The following is a 19,717-nucleotide window of genomic DNA, read 5'->3' as shown; positions in this document are numbered from 1 at the left end:
ATACATGAGACACCCCTTGGTTATTTATTCGCTCAACGATACGTCTAGAGTTTTTATCGGCGATAGTGGGAAAAACTTTGCGGAAGATTTGTAATTTTTTGATCTTTTTTAATGAATTAGCGCTGAATTTTCCAGTAAAGACTGAACACTAGAGAATGCTTAACAAGCTATAGTTTAACAAGCGATACCTTAACCATCACGCTTGCTTATTGTGATTGCCCAGTATCATTGCCGCTACTTAACCACTGCCATCACCTGAAACCGCCATCACTGACTAATTGTCATCGCCTGTGGTATTTTCCCGTAATAAATCAGGGTCACTGGTGAACAACAAACCACCACCTTCAGTACGTACTGGCTCTATTCTTAATGGAGGCGCACCGGATACATCCCCCTTTTGCAATACATCATTGAGAGTGGTTGTTTCAGTGGCCGCGGGCAGAGCATTTAATTCATCCAGTTGTTGCAATGAAGATAACGTGCTTTCGGTTCCTGATGGTTGAACTGGTGGCGACAATGACTCATCACGCCCTTGTGAATCACCAGGATCAGATAACGAGGGGGTGGACAATGAAGGAGTAACCAATGGGCGTGGCGCCAACTCACGCGCGATCAGCAATCCCACGCGACGATTAAGCGCACGCCCGGCTTCCGTCTGATTGCTGGCCACGGGTCGAAACTCACCATAACCCACCGCCGACAGGCGCGCGGGATCTATACCAGCTCCGGCTAAACGCTTCACCACGGCAGCAGCACGGGCCGCAGATAACTCCCAATTACTGGGAAACCGAGCATTATTAATCGGAGTATTATCCGTAAACCCTTCGACAGAGATAGCATTGGCGTGGGGCGACAAAATCGTCGCAATATCATCGAAAATAGAGCGTGCTTGCAAAGTGAGGGTAGCACTGGCCGGATCAAATAAAATTTTGGCATTTAATTGCACTTCCAACCAAGATTCATTCGCACTCACCACCACCAGCTCATCATCCACTAGATCTTTAAATTCATTCAGCAAGGCTTCCTCCATGGCCGATAGCGGTGTCGGCGAGGCACCTTCAGCCACCGCAAAAGAGTCCGTATCACTTTCTGGCGGAGACTCAATACCCTGTGGTAAAGGCGCCGTCTGCTCAAAGGCACCCTCTCCCATCATAGGATTATCGGGCACCTCGCCGGTGTTAATCACACTGGGCTCTCGCCCACTCACCGGCTCCCCAATTTGGATAGGATCAATACTTCGTTCCGGTTGACTGAATGTCGCCGACAAGGTTTCAGAAAGCACTCTGTATTGCGCTTCATTGACTTGAGAAATGGAATACATCACCACAAAAAACGCAAACAATAAGGTGATAAAGTCGGCGTAAGACACCAACCAGCGCTCGTGATTCATACTCATTTCAACGCGTCGCCGCTGTTCTCTCACCGTTCTTATCTCACCGCTCTTTTCTATATCGTTGCCATTTCAATTGGCCATGCCAGGTTATCAACCCTAAAAAATCCAACTTACCGGCTTAATGCAGATACCCCTGCAATTTAAGCTCAATTAGCCGTGGGTTTTCTCCATCCGCAATAAAGAGTAATCCATCAATCATTAATTCTTTGTACCGCGACTCAGACAAAACACAGAGCTTTAATTTATTGGCAATCGGTAACAATAAAAGATTAGCCAGCGCCACTCCGTAAATGGTGGCCACAAATGCCACCGCAATACCCGGCCCTAATTCACTCGGGTCAGCCAGATTTTGCATCACATGAATTAACCCCATTACCGCGCCAATAATACCAATGGTTGGTGCATACCCGCCCATGCTTTCGTAAAACTGTACAGCGTATAAATCTTGCTGTTCTTTTTGTGAAAGGTCGCTTTCCAGCACTCGACGAATGGACTCTGGTTCAGCACCATCAATTAACAATTGCAGCCCTTTTTTGGCGAAAGTGTCTTTTTCACGCTCCACCAAATTTTCCAAACCCAATAGACCATCGCGCCGGGCAGCATTAGCCCAAGCCACAATTTTTTTGATGCCCGTTTGGGCTTGATAAGCCGGTGGATTAAACACCCAAGTAAACAGCGATAATGCTTTGCCTAAGCCATTTTTGGGCGTTTGCAATATCGCCGCTCCCAAAGTGCCACCAATAACAATTAATGCTGCAGGGCCATTCACCAGCGAGTGCCAACTTCCCCCTTCTAAAAAGTTTCCTCCCAACAAGGCAGCAAAACCCACAATAACGCCGATAAAACTGAATTTATCCATAATGCCCCATAAGAGCTTGAGAATAGTAATGAATAGATGTGTGAAATGATGTTGACATGGTGGCGCCGACTCAAAAACGGCAAATCAATGACAATATTTGCATACATTAAAAGTACAGATTTACGTCCATGCGTCATTCAAATCTGGCGCAAATTGTCGTAACGCGACAACACGATCAGTTAAACCCGCTTTGGCCACCGCCATTGGCATACCGTAAATGACAGAACTGTCTTTATCTTGCGACCAAACAACACCGCCTTTTTGCTTGATAATTCGGCAACCATCGCAACCATCCGAGCCCATTCCAGTCATGATAATCGCCATTAGGCGATCCCCAAACGCATTGGCCGCTGATGCGAAGGTAACATCCACACAGGGTTTATAGTTGAGGCGATCATCACCGGGCAGAATTCGAACGGTCGATCGGCTTTTAGGGTCCACCATCATTTGCTGTCCACCGGGGGCCAACAAAGCCTGGCCCGGTACGAGTTTATCGCCATCACTGGCCTGTTTAACCCGAATTTGACACAACCTATCCAATCGCTCAGCAAACGCCTGAGTAAAATTCTGGGGCATATGTTGAATCAGTAAAATAGGCGCAGGAAAGTTAGCCGGTAACTTAGTTAACACTTCCGTGAGTGCCACAGGGCCCCCTGTTGAAGCCCCAATAGCCAATAATTGCAAACGATTGCGTAATCGGGGCACCGACTCACGGGATGCTCGCGCCGATACTGTGGCAGAGCGCTCGCCCACCGCCTCAAGATAAGGGTCGTGACGCGGTGGTTCCTGACTGTTTTTTTGTGGAGCCGCTGCACTCGCCTTTGGCTGACTCACGGCATCATCGTCAGGCTCTTTTCGTGTAACGGTATTGCTTAGATGCCTGCTGGTCTGACTGTTAGTCGTCTGATTTTTAGCCGTCTGACTGTTAGCCGTCTGACTGTTAGCCGTCTGACTATTAACAGCCTGACTGCCAGTAGACTGGCTTTTGGTTGCCTGACTTCTATGTACCTGAGTACTGGATTGTGATGAAGAAGATGGACTGGAAAAGTTGGTGGCGCCAAAGCCCGATGCGGCTCCACGTTGATTCACAATGGCTAATAATCGCTCATGTAACCGAGCTTTTAATTGCCCAGAATCTCGTGACACTTCCGCAAAGTTTTTAGGAAGAAAATCCACTGCACCAGCGTCTAATGCATCTAAAGTGGTTCGCGCACCTTCGTAAGTCAAAGAAGAAAACATAAGAATGGGCGTGGGGTGTGCCGCCATAATTTGCCGAACCGCCGTCACCCCATCCATCACTGGCATTTCATAGTCCATTGTAATTAAATCTGGACGATGCTGCTCCGCAAGCTCCACTGCCTCACGACCGTTACTGGCGATGGCCACCACTTTTAGCTTGGGGTGCGCTTGGATCATTTCCTTCAAACGTTCTTGAAAAAAATGGGAGTCATCCACCACCAACACTTTGAACGTCATTGATTCCTCATACTCCCACGCTGCGTTAGCTACAGCGACCCAGCATAGCGCTTCAACAAACTGGGTACATCAAGAATCAAGGCAATCGTACCATCCCCTGTGATGGTCGCACCCGCCATACCAGGTGTGCCTTGCAAGGTGTTGCCTAAAGGCTTAATTACGACTTCTTCTTGACCGATCAATTGATCTACCACAAAACCCACACGTTGTGTGCCCACAGACACCACCACGACATGACCTTCTTTTGGCCGCTCTTCCCACTGCGCACCCTGCACCAACCAACGCTTGAGGTGGAAAATTGGCAACGCTCGCTCACGAATAGTGACACACTCTTGCCCGTCCACTGTGTTGGTTTTGGTGAGATCCATATGGAAAATCTCATCCACATTGACCAACGGTAATGCAAAGGTTTGATCCGCCAACATAATCATCAATGTTGGCATAATGGCCAAGGTAAGTGGCACTTTAATGGACAGCTTCGTGCCTTCTCCCTTACGGGAATCAATCTCGATGGTGCCATTGAGCTGCGTAATTTTGGTTTTGACCACGTCCATGCCGACGCCTCGGCCAGACACATCGGAAATTTCTTTCTTCGTGGAAAAACCCGGCGCAAAAATTAAGGCGAAAGCTTCTTGATCAGATAATCTGCCTGCTGCATCCTCATCCAAGACCCCTTTTTCGATGGCAATATTTTTCAGCTTTTCAGGGTCCATACCACCACCGTCATCGGTGATGGACAAGAGGATATGATCGCCTTCCTGCTCTGCCGCTAAAATCACTTTACCAACACGGGGCTTACCCACATTTTCTCGGACATCCGGCAGTTCTATACCGTGATCCACAGAATTGCGCACCAAATGCACCAACGGATCGGCCAGAGCCTCCACTAGGTTTTTATCTAGATCCGTGTCTTCCCCTTGCAACTCCAAATTAATTTCTTTTTTGAGGTTACGCGCCAAATCCCTTACCACTCTTGGGAAACGACCAAACACTTTCTTGATCGGCTGCATACGGGTTTTCATAACAGCCGATTGAAGATCAGCTGTCACCACATCCAGATTTGACACCGCCTTGGATAAGGTTTCATCACTGCGCTCATCACCAATGCGTACTAAACGATTACGCACCAACACCAATTCCCCGACCATATTCATAATGTCGTCAAGACGCTGGGTATCCACCCGAACCGTAGCCTCAGCAGCGACGGCCACGTCTTTTTGTTGAGCCGCAGAAGGCGGCTTAGCTTTGGGGGCAGCAGGCTTCGGTGTCGCTTTTGCAGCTGGAGCGGGTGAAGATTTAGGTGTTTGAGGGGCAGACGCTGGGGCAGCACTTGAGCTTGGTTTATCAGAACTGGATGTACTAAGAGGCGTACTAGGCGTACTATTAGCCGCACTACTAGCCGTACTACTAGATGCCCCTCCCGCAGGGCCTTTACCTGCTCCATGAAGCTGATCGAGTAATGCTTCAAACTCATCCTCGGTAATATTATCCCCAGAACCACCGGAAGCCGTATTACCGTCAGTTGCATCAGTCGCTGAGGGTGCAGGTGCACTGGCCACGGGAGTGGCTTTCGGTGCTACCACCCCAGGGCCTTTACCCGAACCATGAAGTTGATCCAACAAGGCTTCAAATTCATCTTCGGTAATATCATCAGAACCAGAACTTGCGGGCTGAGACGGCGCACCGGGTGCTGGCGCCGTTACACCCGGACCTTTCCCTTTGCCATGCAATTCATCCAGCAAAGATTCAAATTCGTCTTCAGAAATATTGTCATCACTACTGAGGCTAGCGGGGGGCGTGGCTGAAGATGATGCAGAGGTTGAAACCGAGGCTGCAGCAGCATTAGGATCGTCGGCAATAGCATCCAACAACTCTTCAAACTCTTGATCCGTAATATCATCACCGGGTTGAGGTGATGGAGCGGCCACTTCAATAACCGTTTCTGTCGGCGCTGTTTCTGCAGCCGCTGCCGTCTCTGTGGCAATATCCTCACCTGCCACTAAACGTCCGAGAGCATCAATTAAAGCAGGATCAGCGGGTGACGGTTCTTCACGAGCTTGTACTTGCTGAAATTGAACATTCACAGCATCCAATGCCTGAAGGACAACATCCATAAGCTCCGGTGTCACTTCTCGTTTTCCATTACGTAAAATATCAAATAAATTTTCCGTAACGTGGCAACAATCCACCATCGGGCCTAACTGTAGAAAACCCGCCCCACCTTTTACTGTGTGAAATCCACGAAAGATAGCATTCAGCAAATCTCGATCGTCGGGGCTGCGTTCCAGCTCAACGAGCTGTTCCGATAATTGTTCGAGGATTTCTCCTGCTTCGACCAAAAAGTCTTGGAGAATCTCTTCGTCGTCACCGAACCCCATTCACAATTCCTCTAACCGCCTGTTTTTGTAGCCAACTGGTGTGCTCAACCCTGGTGTAGGTCTCGCATGTTTTTTTGAATGGGCTTGTTCGAATTTATTTTCTCGAATACACATTCATCAAAACCAGTGTGGTGTGAATAAAACGCAGCGTGGCTGAAAAATGAGATTAATTAAAATAATTAATCTCCCACTAACTAGCATCTATCTACTCGAACCACCTACTCAAACCACACTGCATAAACCACATGTGAGTTTAACCCTATGGGAATCAAACTCTGTATGAACAAAACCATACATAAGTTAAACCACCGAGCTGGCACACCTGTCGAACAAAATGCTTAAAAACCCAAACTGGACAATAAATCGTCCACGTCATCTTGGTTGGACACCACATCATCGCGCTTGTCTGCGTTAACCTGCGGCCCTTCACCTTCCCCTACCACTTTTTTCTCTGGTGTGGCATTGGCATCGATAAAGTTATCGGCATCATCGATCAAACCTGTAATTTCTTCGACTTGACCGGCAATTCGAACCAGATTCACCAACTCAGATTCCACATCCGAAATTAATCCAATCACTTTTTTCAAAACTTGGCCGGTTAAATCTTGATAGCCTTGTTCTAAAATAATTTCTTGCAAATTTTGGTTCAGTTGATCGGCACCAGTACCCATTTGATCGAGAAAATCATCCATCCGATAATACAACTGGCGAAACTCATCGGGTGTCATTTCTCGACGTTTTAGCCGGTGCCACTCTTCGCGCAAGCTGCGAGACTCTTGGCCCAACCCCATAGCAATGGGAGCCGACGCTTCCACCTTATCCATGGTTTTATCGGCCGCTTGCTCTGTTAATGAAATGACATAATTTAAACGATCAGAAGCGTCTTTAATTTCTGATTTTTCAATTGAGGCGGGATCAGATGTTAAGTCTCCTTCAACATTGAAGTTGACGATGGCGTTATGCAATCCTCGGGTAAGACGGCCAACACTCTGATAAATATGGTTGTCACGTTTTTGCGTCAGCGTCGTGATTAATTCCGACGCCGTTTCGTAGTCACTACTTTGAAGTTTATCGACCAGCATTTTTGCACAATCACGTAGCTCTTCGACAAACAAGTTTGCATTGTGATCAGTTTTATTTGATTCCATCGTCACGCCTTTGTTTAATGGTTATCCAACGCGCTCAAATATTTTTTCAATTTTCTCTTTTAGAGCTTGAGCAGTGAATGGTTTAACCACATAGCCATTTACTCCGGCCTGAGCCGCTTCAATAATCTGATCACGCTTTGCTTCCGCTGTAACCATCAGCACTGGCAATGAAGACAATTTTTCATCCGCCCTCACTTGCTTCAGTAGCTCAATACCCGTCATACCGGGCATGTTCCAATCGGTTACAAGAAAATCAAAATCGCCACTTTTTAACATTGGCAACGCTGTCTGCCCATCATCAGCTTCTTGCGTATTGGTAAAGCCCAAGTCGCGAAGTAGGTTTTTAATGATCCGCCTCATGGTAGAAAAATCATCCACGATGAGGATTTTCATATTTTTGTCCAATTGAACCTCCGTAAAACCCCTGGCCCGGGGGTTGATTTACTCTTAGTCTAGTAGCAGTTTGATCGGTATCCAGTTTTTTGAGGATAACCATTCTTCTGCAATGTGTATTAATTTCAGAATGTCACACATGAATTCGTCAACGGTGGGGGATTATCCCGAACAATCGACATAGCTGTCACTATCCGTTTAAACGAATAACAACAGGAATTGAGTAGTTTTTGCCAGACGCTGACTGTAATTGAACGCGAAACATTCAGTTTAAAATTAAAGCGTCAAAATAATTACGCTTTTACTTCTTTATAAATACTGTATAGCAAGAGTTACAAAAAATTGTACTATTTCGTAATGGTGCAAGAATGGAAAGACAAATAACGGAAAACTCACCAACGACAAACTTATTCACCACAAGCTTATTCACCACAAGCTTATTCACTACAAACTTATTCACTACAAAGTGACCAGGAACAAGCTTACCGGCGGCAAGCGTCCCACGAGAGACTACTCGGAATCATCTCGCTGCCAGTCGGTTAAACGCCCCCGTAATCTCAATGCCGCTTGACTGTGAATCTGACTGACTCTGGATTCACTCACCCCCAACACCTGACCAATTTCTTTTAAATTCAACTCTTCATCATAATACAACGCCAAAACCAGCTGCTCTCGTTCTGGCAACGACTGAATGGCTTGCGCTAACGATTTTTTTAACCCTTCACGCTGCAGCCCTTCTAACGGGCTACGATAAGACACACTGACTTCTTCACCACTAAAGCGCGAATCGTCCTCTCCCACTGCTTCTTCATAACTGAACAGCCGCGTACTGGTACTGTCGAGAAGAATAGAATGGTACTCGTCGATGTCCACTCCCATTTCTTTAGCCACTTCGCCATCTTGCGCATCACGACCGGTACGCCCTTCTACTGAAGAAATCGCCTCTTGTACTCGACGAGCATTGCGATGCACTGAACGCGGCGCCCAATCACCACGGCGCATTTCATCGACGATGGAACCGCGAATGCGAATTCCTGCGTAGGTTTCAAAACTGGCTCCTTTGCTGGCATCAAACTTCTGTGCGGCCTCAATTAACCCTACCATACCGGCTTGAATTAAATCTTCGACCTGAACACTCGCCGGCATACGCATCATCATGTGATGCGCAATCCGTTTTACTAACGGTGCATAGTCACTGATTTCAATTTTGGAGGTCTGCTGAGTTTGATCGTACATTGCCAGCCCATCTGCCAAAGCCATGTGTTTACTCCCAATTACATCCGCGCGCTTGAGGTTTCCAGCAGCCGCTCCACAAAAAATTCCAAATGCCCTTGTGGGCCATTGGGCAGTGGCCATTCATCCACTTTTTGCGCAATCGAACGAATTGCCTGAGCCGCCCGACACCTCGGTGCAAAATTCAGCAGGGGTGTTTGTTTTTGAACCGCCTTTCTGACATTTTCATCAAACGGAACATGCCCTACGTATTGCAAAGTAACATCTAAAAATCGATCGCATACGGTTTGTAATTTATTAAATAAACCCTGCCCCTCTTGCAGAGTGCGCGTCATGTTGGCAATCACTCTGAAACGCGTTTGGCGATATTCCTTGTTCAGAATTTTAATCAACGCGTACGCATCCGTAATCGAAGAAGGCTCATCGCAAACGACGACTAAGGTTTCTGTAGACGCACGAACAAAACTGATCACCGAATCGGAAATTCCAGCGGCTGTATCAACAATCATGGTATCAATATGTTGATCTAAACCACTAAAAGCATGAATTAGCGCGCCATGCTGTTGAGAGGTTAACGTCGTCATACTTTGTACACCGGAAGAAGCGGGTACAATTTTCAAACCGCCGGGGCCGTTTAATAAAATATCTTTTAAATCCACTTCGCCATTGAGTACATCGGCAATATTATGTTTCGCACGTAATCCTAATAGCACATCAATGTTGGCCAGCCCCAAATCGGCATCCAACAATACAACACGACGCTGCATCTCTGCCAAAGCGATGCCTATGTTGATTGAGAGGTTGGTTTTACCCACCCCACCTTTGCCGCCAGTGACCGCAATCACTTGAACCGGGCGTGAATAACTCATGTGTTCTCCCCGAACATTACTGGTGCGGTAATCAAAAATTATTGGGTTTACACCGCATCTGCATTCAGTATAGGTGTTGTTGACATCGACGCTGAACTAGACGTTGTCATTGGTACTTTTCGTGTTGCCAAGTCGGTTTTCAGCGAAGCCGGCACGGAGGCTTCTCGCATCTGCTGATCCAACCGAGTCTTGAAATTCTCTCCAACGTTTTCTCCAAACTCTTTTTTAAGGGCTTGCTGTTTTTGAGATTGTTGTTTTTGGATTTGCTGCGCTTGAATCTGTCGTTTTTGAGCTTGCTGTTTTTGAGCTTGTTGTTTTTGAAGCTGTTGTTTGAGCGCTTGTTGCTTCAGAGCCTTCTGTTTAGCCTCATGACGTTGCTGTAATTCACTTCCAGCCAAAGCTTGATCAACCGGCTCACTTAATGGCAAAGGCCCCTTCGCTCCAGGGTTAACAGAGCGTGAAGGCTTCAGATTAGCTGCAACGCTGGCTGAACGTACCCCCGACTGTTTGGTGGCCGCTACCGCTCTCGCAACTAAGCGATGGCCTTTTGCCACTTCTAAATCTTCAGGAATCTCTTGCCCTGCCGTGAAATACGCCACAGGCAAACGCCACTCCATCACTGCTTCCAACGTCTCACCGAGACTGGCACACTCATCCAATTTGGTGAGCACACACCCTCTTAACGCCACATCACCCCACCAACGCAGTACACGACGATGTAAACCCGGCTGACTGGTGGCCGACATGACCAATAGTTTCGATACGTTAGGCATGGTCAGCAACTTACCTTGCAGCGGGGTTAACCCACCCACATTTGTGCCAGCCGTATCAATCAGAATTAATCGGCAATAACTTAGGCTGGCCAACACATCGGGCAAGGATTGTTCATCACTCACCGCTCGAATCGGAATGTTCAGAATCGTCGCCAGAGCCTTAAGCGGGTCTTGTGCGCCTAATCTTGCGGTATCGGTTGTAATTAATGCGATGCTTTCACTGCCGTGCTCAAGAGCATATCGGGTTGCCAATTTGGCAATCGTGGTGGTTTTTCCACTGCCTGTGGGGCCAATAAATGCGAATACACCGCCAGCCGCGACTAAGTCACAAGAAACGACTGGAATTTGACGAGACAACAACGCCACTGCTTGTGACCACACTTCCTGATTACTGTATGCCCGTTCGTTCGACGCTAATGCATTCATTAACGGCTGAGTTATCTGTCGACGACAATCCGTACCAAAGCCCAACATTTGCAAACGTCGATCAGCAAATAAGGCTTGGCCAGACAAGCAAACATCCGCCGAGCGGGTTAATTGCAACTCAAGCAACTCACGCATATCGCTCAATTCGCTTTGCAATGCCTGAATTTGCTCTCGGTGAGCCGCCTCCTCTTGCCGACGCCGCTCTTGTTCATCGCGACGGTGAGCTTCTTGCCTCAAGCGTTCTTGTTCTAAGTACTGTTGTTCTAGGTACTGTTGTTCCAAGTACTGCTGCTCTAAATGCGCCTGTTCTAAACGTTCTTTCTGTTCTCTTAATAAGCGCTCTTCTCGAAGACGATCCTGCTCTCGAATTGCGGCTTCAGGGTCATTTGGCACACCACACAGATCACCCTCTTGTTCATAGCGAGATGACCTATTCACCGATTGTGTCTGCGACGGAGCTGATGCCGGTTTTTGCTGAACTGAGCGAGACTGCAATCGCTCAGCAATCGCTTCGGCTTTTTGCTTGCCGTTAATGGCCAATGGAGAAGGCTTGGATGAGGCTAATGAGCTTGATGACGCCAATGAGTTGGATCGCTCGGCCGTCTCATGTTGCAAACGGCGCTTTTTCACATTCCCCTTCACCACATGGGGCTGATCATGGCTATGCCCTGCTTGATGATTGTGATCATGAACCGCGTATTGATTCGCGGCTTTTTCGCTCAATGATGCAGGCTGCGGTGATAGTGACGAAAACGCATCGTCAATTCGTTCTGATGCGCCTCCAGATTCATATTTATCAAACACGCTTTCAGTCGGCGCAGACGGATCAATGGCGGATTCCGTCGCAATCCACTGTTGACTCTCTTCAGAGGTCGCCAAAATCTCGACACCTCCTTTAATTTTGCCACTGGAGAGTATGATGGCCTCATCGCCCAGCGACTCGCGTACCATTTCGAGTGCCCGCCTCATATCGGCAGCGGTAAAGCGTTTAACTTGCATGGCGTTCATTCTCCTCACTACCGGTATTATCGTATCGCTCCGGCAGACGTTTTTTGACGGTCATCATTGACATATGATGTGTGGCGTTACTGGCAAAGTCCTCAAGCAAAGTTCTCTAGTTGGTGGTATTCACCCCAATAGACCCATCCACAGAAAGCGTTTTACTGTCGGGGATTTCCGCATAGGCCAAGACGCTTGCCTCCGAGCCTCCGGCACGAGTCATGCGACTCACTAATCGACGAATGGGGCCTGCCACCAATATCACGCCTGGCTTATTCGACATTTCCTGCTTAGAAACCGCCTCGCGAATGGATTTCTGCAAACCCTCTACAATCCCCGGCTCAATAAACGCACCTTCATCAGTGCCAGTTTTTTGTGCCTGTTGCATAGCTTTTAGCAACAACTGTTCCAAGTCTGGATTTAACGTTAAAACTGGCAACGGGTCGTCGCCGGGCACCAGCCCATACACAATATGCCGAGCCAATCCAATCCGAGCAGCGGCGGTAAGCTGTTCTGGATCTTTGGTTTGGTCAGCACTGGCAGCCAAACTTTCACAAAGGGATCGTACATCCCGCACAGCCACTCCTTCTTTCAAGAGGTTTTGACACACCTTCAAAACAACATTCAGCGACAGCTTTTCTGGCACCAACTCACCCACCAATTTTGGCGACGACTGCGCGAGTTGATCCAACAGCTTCTGGACTTCTTCATGACCGATTAACTCATGGATATGTTGTTGCAAGATTTGATTGAGATGTGTGGCCACCACCGTACTGGAATCCACCACCGTGTAACCTAAGCTTTGCGCTTCGTCTTTTTTGCTCCGCTCAATCCATACCGCATCTAACCCAAAGGCAGGGTCTTTTGTCGCAATACCATCAATATTTCCAAACGCTTGGCCAGGGTTAATGGCCATATCTCGATCGGAGTAGACTTCCCCTTCACCTACTCCGACCCCCATCAACAAAATCCGATAGGCATTGGGGTTTAAATCCAAGTTATCGCGAATGTGCACACTGGGAACGAGGAAACCTTTTTCTTGAGAGAGCTTTTTACGAATACCTTTAATACGACCAAGCAACTCACCGCCTTGCGCTTTGTTCACCAAGGGAATCAATCGGTAACCCACTTCCAGCCCGATCATATCCACCGGCATTACATCATCCCAGCTCAGTTCTTTATTTTCGGGTTTCGCATCAATGGTTTCGCCACCGCCTTCCCCCGGCGGTAATGCTTGTCGGGCACCACCACCAGGCCCACCGGGCGCAACACCTGGGCCACCACTGGGCTTCACCGTTACTTCTTCAAATTGCTGTTTGCGACGATGGATTTGATAAGCCATAAACCCACACACCGCCGCCAAACCCAAAAAGGCCACATGAGGCATACCGGGAATCGAACCCATAATGAAAAGAATCAATGCCGAGACCATTAATGCCTTGGGGGAGTCGAACATCTGGTTCAGAACTTGGGAGCGAACATCCTGAGAGCTGTTCACTCGCGTCACCATAATGGCGGCGGCTGTCGACAATAGCAGCGACGGAATCTGTGCAACCAAACCATCACCAATCGTCAATAAAATGTATTTCTGAAGCGCATCGGCAAATTCCAAGTCATGTTGAATCATGCCAATGCCAAGGCCACCAATAACATTAATCACCAGAATTAAGATACCGGCGACCGCATCCCCTCGCACAAATTTACTGGCACCGTCCATCGCACCGTAAAAATCGGCCTCACTGGCTACTTCATCACGGCGGACCCTCGCCTCTTCTTGATTAATCAGCCCCGCATTCAAATCCGCATCAATCGCCATTTGTTTACCGGGCATGGCATCTAAGGTGAATCGAGCGCTGACTTCCGAAATTCGCCCCGCCCCTTTGGTCACAACCACAAAGTTAATGATCATTAAGATAATAAACACCACCAATCCCACGGCGTAGTTACCACCAATGACCACTTCACCAAATGCCTGAATCACCTTACCAGCAGCATCGCCTCCTTGATGCCCTTCCAGCAATACCACACGAGTAGATGCCACGTTCAAAGCCAATCGCAATAACGTGGCAATCAACAAAATCGTCGGGAAAACAGCGAAATCCAACGGGCGCAAACTGTATACACCTACCAGCAATACCACGATAGACAAGGCAATATTGAAAGAGAAAAACACATCCAATAAAAACGCGGGCAAAGGTAAGGTCATCATACCCAGCAGCATCAACAACAAAACGGGAATGCCCAAATTGCCATTAATTAAGCTGCGGGCAGAGCCCAGCATTTGTTGACGGTCGACACGACCCTCACGAATATCATTCAGCAACGGAAAGCTTGGCAGCTGCATAAAAGAAAAACGCTCCATAACCACAAGATTGACACGCGCCACAATTTTTTGACGCTTTACGAGTTACAGAGGGTTAGAGCAAGATGTGTTCCCAATTGATAGAGTATTCAACGACGAGAATGAAATAGTAATTAGAACCATGTCCGTCTGCCTTTGAATTTTCTACAGGCACCGATTTTGTTGGTGCTGCAATGAGGAAATAATCGATAAACCGTCACTTTTCATAAATCCTTCGCCCAAAAATGTACTGGTGACAGCAGGCTTTTGTCAGGTATCGTTTATACGTTGCCATTAACAATAAAAAACACACTAAAAATACTAAGCTCGAATAATACGATAAGCGCGTGAGCTATTATGAATAGAAAAGAAATCAACCCGAAAAAAATCGTTGTGTTCACCGGTGCAGGCATCAGTGCCGAGAGTGGTTTGAAAACGTTCAGAGACTCTGACGGCCTCTGGGAGAACTACCCTATTGAGCTGGTGGCCACCCCCGAAGGTTGGTGGAACGACCCTGAACTGGTTTTAGGGTTTTACAACCAACGTCGCAGTGATGCTGCTCAGGCGAAGCCTAATGCCGCACACCAAGCCATTGCTCGCCTTGAAGAACAATATGAAGTCGTCATCATCACGCAGAATATTGACGACTTGCACGAGCGAGCAGGCTCCACCCAAGTCCTTCACTTGCACGGCGAGTTAACCAAAGCACGCAGCTCGATAGAAGAAAGCTTACTCTATGATATCGGCAGCAAACCGATTCACCTCGGTCAGAAGTGCGAACTCAATAGCCAGTTAAGGCCACATGTTGTCTGGTTTGGGGAGATTCCTCTTTATATGGAAGAGGCGCAAGCCCATTTCCAAGAAGCAAGCCGTGTACTGGTAGTAGGCACTTCATTAGTGGTTGAACCCGCCGCCAGTTTAGTGAAACGGGCGCGATATCAAGCAGAGAAGGTGATTGTTACTCTGGAGGTAGACAAAGTACCCTATGGCTATCAGCTGCTCAGAGCTAAAGCTACCAGTATGGTACCGACGATTTGTGACGGCTGGTTGAATTAAACAACCCGCCTCTCATTCAACAATTAGAGATAAAAATAGAGGTAGCAAGAAAACTAAAAGAGAAAAAATGGATTGCTAAACCTGACCCAGCACCTTTTTTCAAAGGTGCTTCATTAACCCTATCTGGCACAAAAAACCTCACCCCAAAAACATCAAAAATACTGAATGACAAACGTCTAAACACAAAATGCTGTCACTTCATTTATAAAACATAGACTTCTTCTCAGTCTGAATAAAAGTACAAAAATCCCTAACCTATTCACCTAATTTACTTTGAATACCTCACAACCCGACCTTCCTCGGCTTGCTACACTGCGCTCACATTCAGAATACGACAGCAATAACTACAAAAATACCGCGCTCAATGTAATAAATAACGTCACGTCAGAAGGCTTAGAGAATAACTATGATCACAAAGAAAACCTGGCAACTTACGCACCGATCTACCCTTGTTACAATCATCGCGATGGCGGTATCCAATGCGTGGGCCATGCCGATCGATTTATCTGGCATGTCTGGCTTTTCGGATCAAGATACCGAAACAGGAAAAGCCGTATTCAACAATAGCGATAACAGCTATGAAATGCGCGGCAATCGCTGGCGTGCAACCAATCAGTTTTACACAATCACGGAAGACTCTGTCTTAACATTTGAATTTAAAAGTAATTCTCGCGGTGAATTTCACGGTATTGGCTTTGAAGAAGATGATAAAGAATCCTCCAATCGTTTTTTCAAACTCTCTGGCTCACAAAGTAATTGGGGAATTCGTGGTGAATTTGGCTACACCGCCTCAGGGGAGTACCAAACTTTCAGCATTCCAATAGGACAATATTACACTGGCGATACCATGCGTTTAGTATTGGTGAATGATAAAGACAAAGGTCGAAAAAATAACCGCAGTACTTTCCGAAATATCGAACTGACTTCAACGTCTAACGATAATGATCAGCCACCTCCGACCACACCAGATAACGCCTCACTGACCAACGGCAATCCCATATCTGGATTAAGCGGAAACCGATCTGAACAACTTCGCTTCACACTGGACATTCCAGACAACGCACGCAATTTGTCCATCGAGATGAGCGGTGGCTCCGGTGATGCAGACCTGTACGTTGCCTATGGTAATGAACCTCAAACCGGAAATTACGATTGCCGTCCTTACCGCAGCGGCAACAATGAGGCCTGCTCATTTAACCCCCCCCAGGCAGGCACTTATCACATTATGATTAATGCCTTCAGTGACTTTTCAAATCTCACTCTCGTCGCCAACTACCAAGAAGGTAATGATGGTGGAGGCGGCGGTGGCGGTACACCCACTCCACCCACACCAGGTGGAATGTTTGAAGAATTCACCAATGCCAGCTGTACCGATGGGCAATATCAATTAACACTGCCCAGCCTTGAAGTGGATTATCAAAGCATGATCAACGAAGTGGAAGGCAACGAAACCAAAGCCGGTATCGTTGAATTCACACGCAAGGCGTTATCTCAAGGCTACCCGTACATGTACGATGTTGTCACACAAAAAGCCCAACCCAATTGCATTGAAGATTGGTGGTGGGACGATGGAAGCCCCAATAACCCTGAATATGGCTGGGAAACCAACTATGGGCTAATTGTTCACGAATGTGGCCATGAGGCGAATGGCTTTTCAAACTACTACGTCTCAGAAGGGTATAACCTTCAACAGCCTCGCCGAGATTATTTTCCTCGTCAAGAAATTTCACGCGATCCGTTTCATGATAATTTAGACGGTGATGCCAACAGTACCTACTTTAATTACGGTTCGACCACCGGAGATCAAGGTATTCAAACCATGTACGACGAATGGACAGAATATTTTCACTCTGTCGCAGCAGATTACCAGTTTTATGATATTACCGGCACACAATACCATGTGAATTATCTTCTGAATTTTGCCTGGGCCGCACCACGCTACTTGCTATGGGCAAAGCAAAATCATCCGCAAGATTTTGAACACATGATGAATGATTTTAACGTCCGTGAAGATACACTGGTATTATGGGGCGCCACGTTTGCACTACTCGATGCGTTAAATAACAACACATCATGGTCGCCTTCCACCAAGCATCAAGCCTATTTGGATGAAATTCGCATCAACACCAGTGAAGGGCAAGTATTACTGGATATGATCGATGAAGTCCGTGCTGCGCATGGCTGTCAAACCAACTAATCCAATCGGAAAACCCGACTCACCATAAAAAAACGCCGCTCACGTAACGTGAGTGGCGTTTTTTTATGGTGAACGCTAACAGCAGTTAGCGCTGAGCTTCTACCCATGCATTGATTTTGTCTTCCAAAATCGACAATGCAACAGGGCCATCCTTCAAAATTTCATCATGAAAACCACGGATATCAAATTTATCACCCAGTGCCTTCTTCGCCGCTTCACGCAACTCCACAATTTTAATTTTGCCAATTAAATAAGAGGTTGCTTGACCTGGATAAACAATGTAACGCTCAATCGCTTTTACAGTATCGTTTGCAGGGTTCGGCGTATTATCTTGAAGATACTGAATTGCTTCTTCTCTTGTCCACTTTTTGGAGTGAATCCCCGTATCCACCACCAAACGACATGCACGCCACAACTCCATCGCTAAACGACCAAAGTCAGAATAAGGATCTTCATAGAAACCCATTTCTTTTGCTAGGTACTCACTATACAAACCCCAGCCTTCCGTATAAGCGGTAAAGCGGACAAATTTTTGGAATTCGGGCACCCCCTCCAATTCAGCGGTAATTGCCAACTGCATATGGTGCCCAGGAATGCCCTCATGATAAGCCAACGCTTCCATTTGATAAGAAGGCATATCTTCCATTTTGTATAAATTCACATAATAAATACCTGGACGGCTGCCATCGGGTGGTGGGCCCTGGTAGAAGGCTTTACCGGCACTGGCTTCCCGGAATGCCTCAACACGCTTCACTTCCAGTTCCGCTTTCGGGAAGATTCCGAAATACTCAGGCAATACCTCACGAACCGTATCAATCAATTCTACGGACTTCTCCAAATACGCCGCTCGACCTTCATCAGTATTGTCGTAATAGAATTGCTTGTCTTCACGCATAAAGGCAAAAAATTCTTGTAACGTGCCTTCAAAACCAACCTGCTTCATGATCTCACGCATTTCATTATGAATACGCTGAACATTCTCCAAACCAAGCTGATGAACCTCGTCGGCAGTCAAATCTGTCGTGGTATAATAATTTAATAAATAACGGTAATAATCATCGCCATTGGGTAAACGCCAGACACCATCACCTTCAGGGGCTACTTCATATTGCGCCTCTAATTCCGCAATCAATGATTTATACGCGGGCTTAATAGACGTCAACAACGCCTTCATCATTTGCTCTGTGTATTTAACAGACTTGTGCTCGCTTAAATTCAGAGAGTCTAATTTTTTCTTAAAATCCGCAAATAACGTGTTGTCTTTTCCACCCTGAAAAGGCGCGCCCTTAATCACATTAGCTGACGCCGCCAACATTTGTGGATAACTCCAGCGCGGAGGATAAACGCCTTTCTCCGCTTGAATTCTCATGTTATCAATAACTTGTTCGAACAAATCATCGACCTTTTCAACGCGAGATAAATAATCTTTTAAATCTTGCTCGGTTTTCACACGATGGATATTGATCAATAAACTTGGAATCCAAGTGTGCCAGGCACTAAACTGCTGCATCACGTAATCGTTATGACGAAACTCATAACCAGCAATGCTACGATCCATATACAACTGAGCAATTTTTAGGCTTAGCTGCCCTTGAGTATCCATTTGAGCGGCGTCAAATTTTGCCAACTTGGCTTTACGCTTCAACGTAATTTTATGCTCTTCTATAGCAGCCGCCTCGCTGGCGTCATCCCACTCTCCATAGCCGTCTTTGCGACCACGATAGGTAGACGTTATCGGGGAGCGCTCTAAGTTTTCTTCATTGATCTGATCAAGGTACGCCATCAAGCGCTCTTGCTCACTGACGACTTCTTTTTCCGCCAGTGGTGACTTATCCAGTAAGGAACATCCGCTCAACAACGGCAATCCCATTGCTGCCGCCAATGCTAGGGAAAGTAATTTTTTCTTGCCTCGCATGTAAAATTCCAACATTCTAATTTGATTAATAAAACACCAGATTTTTCACTCTGGTTTCACCCACACACCCGTAAGTTACACGGGCTAGAACAATGGCTGTACTGTCTTCACAGCTGCCATGGGCAGAACCACTCCATATTCGGAATAAAAGCTGCTTGGAATTGAAACGAATAACAACCCGCCTTCCTCAACACCAAAAGAGACTTTTAAGAAATCTACTTTTTGCATAGGTTAGAACCCAAAAACGCGCCTAAAGGCGCG

The 19,717-nt window shown here is 46.9% G+C and carries 13 protein-coding genes; 2 read left to right on the top strand and 11 right to left on the bottom strand.

The window, feature by feature from the left end; all coding sequences use genetic code 11:
* Positions 1-274 precede the first annotated feature (274 nt).
* The 10 genes from motD to flhA form a co-directional block, all read right to left on the bottom strand.
* Positions 275-1,396: a flagellar motor protein MotD gene (gene motD, locus LU351_RS12410; protein WP_232594398.1), complete on the bottom strand. Its 1,122-nt coding sequence runs from the start codon at positions 1,394-1,396 to the stop codon at positions 275-277.
* 115 nt (positions 1,397-1,511) lie between these two features.
* The gene (locus LU351_RS12405) at positions 1,512-2,252 is read right to left on the bottom strand and encodes a flagellar motor protein (protein WP_232594397.1); all 741 of its coding nucleotides are present in this window, start codon (positions 2,250-2,252) and stop codon (positions 1,512-1,514) included.
* A gap of 120 nt (positions 2,253-2,372) precedes the next feature.
* A complete protein-coding gene (locus LU351_RS12400; protein ID WP_232594396.1) occupies positions 2,373-3,728 on the bottom strand; it encodes a protein-glutamate methylesterase/protein-glutamine glutaminase in 1,356 nt (451 codons plus the stop codon).
* Between the two features lie 29 nt (positions 3,729-3,757).
* Positions 3,758-6,106: a chemotaxis protein CheA gene (locus tag LU351_RS12395; RefSeq protein ID WP_232594395.1), complete on the bottom strand. Its 2,349-nt coding sequence runs from the start codon at positions 6,104-6,106 to the stop codon at positions 3,758-3,760.
* A 338-nt stretch (positions 6,107-6,444) separates the two neighbouring features.
* Positions 6,445-7,254 carry a protein phosphatase CheZ gene (locus LU351_RS12390; RefSeq protein WP_232594394.1) on the bottom strand — a complete coding sequence of 270 codons (810 nt, stop codon included), beginning with the start codon at positions 7,252-7,254 and terminating at the stop codon, positions 6,445-6,447.
* A gap of 21 nt (positions 7,255-7,275) precedes the next feature.
* A complete protein-coding gene (gene cheY / locus LU351_RS12385) occupies positions 7,276-7,659 on the bottom strand; it encodes a chemotaxis response regulator CheY (protein WP_232594393.1) in 384 nt (127 codons plus the stop codon).
* Positions 7,660-8,157: 498 nt separating this feature from the next.
* Complete coding sequence (locus LU351_RS12380; protein WP_232594392.1) at positions 8,158-8,907, bottom strand: RNA polymerase sigma factor FliA; 750 nt, start codon at positions 8,905-8,907, stop codon at positions 8,158-8,160.
* Between the two features lie 14 nt (positions 8,908-8,921).
* Complete coding sequence (locus tag LU351_RS12375) at positions 8,922-9,749, bottom strand: MinD/ParA family ATP-binding protein (protein ID WP_232594391.1); 828 nt, start codon at positions 9,747-9,749, stop codon at positions 8,922-8,924.
* Between the two features lie 47 nt (positions 9,750-9,796).
* Positions 9,797-11,947 carry a flagellar biosynthesis protein FlhF gene (locus LU351_RS12370; protein WP_232594390.1) on the bottom strand — a complete coding sequence of 717 codons (2,151 nt, stop codon included), beginning with the start codon at positions 11,945-11,947 and terminating at the stop codon, positions 9,797-9,799.
* A 115-nt stretch (positions 11,948-12,062) separates the two neighbouring features.
* Positions 12,063-14,291 carry a flagellar biosynthesis protein FlhA gene (gene flhA / locus LU351_RS12365; protein WP_416053954.1) on the bottom strand — a complete coding sequence of 743 codons (2,229 nt, stop codon included), beginning with the start codon at positions 14,289-14,291 and terminating at the stop codon, positions 12,063-12,065.
* A gap of 354 nt (positions 14,292-14,645) precedes the next feature.
* Here flhA and LU351_RS12360 point away from each other — a divergent pair, with 354 nt between their 5' ends.
* Positions 14,646-15,344, top strand: a complete 699-nt coding sequence (locus tag LU351_RS12360) for an NAD-dependent deacylase (protein ID WP_232594389.1) — start codon at positions 14,646-14,648, stop codon at positions 15,342-15,344.
* Positions 15,345-15,750: 406 nt separating this feature from the next.
* Positions 15,751-17,541, top strand: a complete 1,791-nt coding sequence (locus LU351_RS12355) for a PPC domain-containing protein (protein WP_232594388.1) — start codon at positions 15,751-15,753, stop codon at positions 17,539-17,541.
* Between the two features lie 85 nt (positions 17,542-17,626).
* Here LU351_RS12355 and LU351_RS12350 read toward each other — a convergent pair whose 3' ends face one another.
* Positions 17,627-19,456: a DUF885 domain-containing protein gene (locus LU351_RS12350; RefSeq protein ID WP_232594387.1), complete on the bottom strand. Its 1,830-nt coding sequence runs from the start codon at positions 19,454-19,456 to the stop codon at positions 17,627-17,629.
* Positions 19,457-19,717: the final 261 nt, after the last annotated feature.

The sequence above is a fragment of the Marinibactrum halimedae genome (genome assembly GCF_021234875.1).
Taxonomy (GTDB): Bacteria; Pseudomonadota; Gammaproteobacteria; order Pseudomonadales; family Cellvibrionaceae; genus Marinibactrum; species Marinibactrum halimedae.
Note: the sequence above shows the minus strand (reverse complement) of the source record. Positions and strands in the feature narration are given on the sequence as shown.

Excerpts from the sequence above, each read along its gene's own strand:
- LU351_RS12350 (WP_232594387.1), bottom strand. The coding sequence starts at position 19,456 with ATGCGAGGCAAGAAAAAATTACTTTCCCTAGCATTGGCGGCAGCAATG.
- LU351_RS12405 (WP_232594397.1), bottom strand. The coding sequence starts at position 2,252 with ATGGATAAATTCAGTTTTATCGGCGTTATTGTGGGTTTTGCTGCCTTG.
- LU351_RS12375 (WP_232594391.1), bottom strand. The coding sequence starts at position 9,749 with ATGAGTTATTCACGCCCGGTTCAAGTGATTGCGGTCACTGGCGGCAAA.
- LU351_RS12360 (WP_232594389.1), top strand. The coding sequence starts at position 14,646 with ATGAATAGAAAAGAAATCAACCCGAAAAAAATCGTTGTGTTCACCGGT.
- LU351_RS12390 (WP_232594394.1), bottom strand. The coding sequence starts at position 7,254 with ATGGAATCAAATAAAACTGATCACAATGCAAACTTGTTTGTCGAAGAG.
- motD (WP_232594398.1), bottom strand. The coding sequence starts at position 1,396 with ATGAGTATGAATCACGAGCGCTGGTTGGTGTCTTACGCCGACTTTATC.
- LU351_RS12355 (WP_232594388.1), top strand. The coding sequence starts at position 15,751 with ATGATCACAAAGAAAACCTGGCAACTTACGCACCGATCTACCCTTGTT.
- LU351_RS12370 (WP_232594390.1), bottom strand. The coding sequence starts at position 11,947 with ATGCAAGTTAAACGCTTTACCGCTGCCGATATGAGGCGGGCACTCGAA.
- LU351_RS12395 (WP_232594395.1), bottom strand. The coding sequence starts at position 6,106 with ATGGGGTTCGGTGACGACGAAGAGATTCTCCAAGACTTTTTGGTCGAA.
- flhA (WP_416053954.1), bottom strand. The coding sequence starts at position 14,291 with ATGCAGCTGCCAAGCTTTCCGTTGCTGAATGATATTCGTGAGGGTCGT.
- LU351_RS12380 (WP_232594392.1), bottom strand. The coding sequence starts at position 8,907 with ATGGCTTTGGCAGATGGGCTGGCAATGTACGATCAAACTCAGCAGACC.
- LU351_RS12400 (WP_232594396.1), bottom strand. The coding sequence starts at position 3,728 with ATGACGTTCAAAGTGTTGGTGGTGGATGACTCCCATTTTTTTCAAGAA.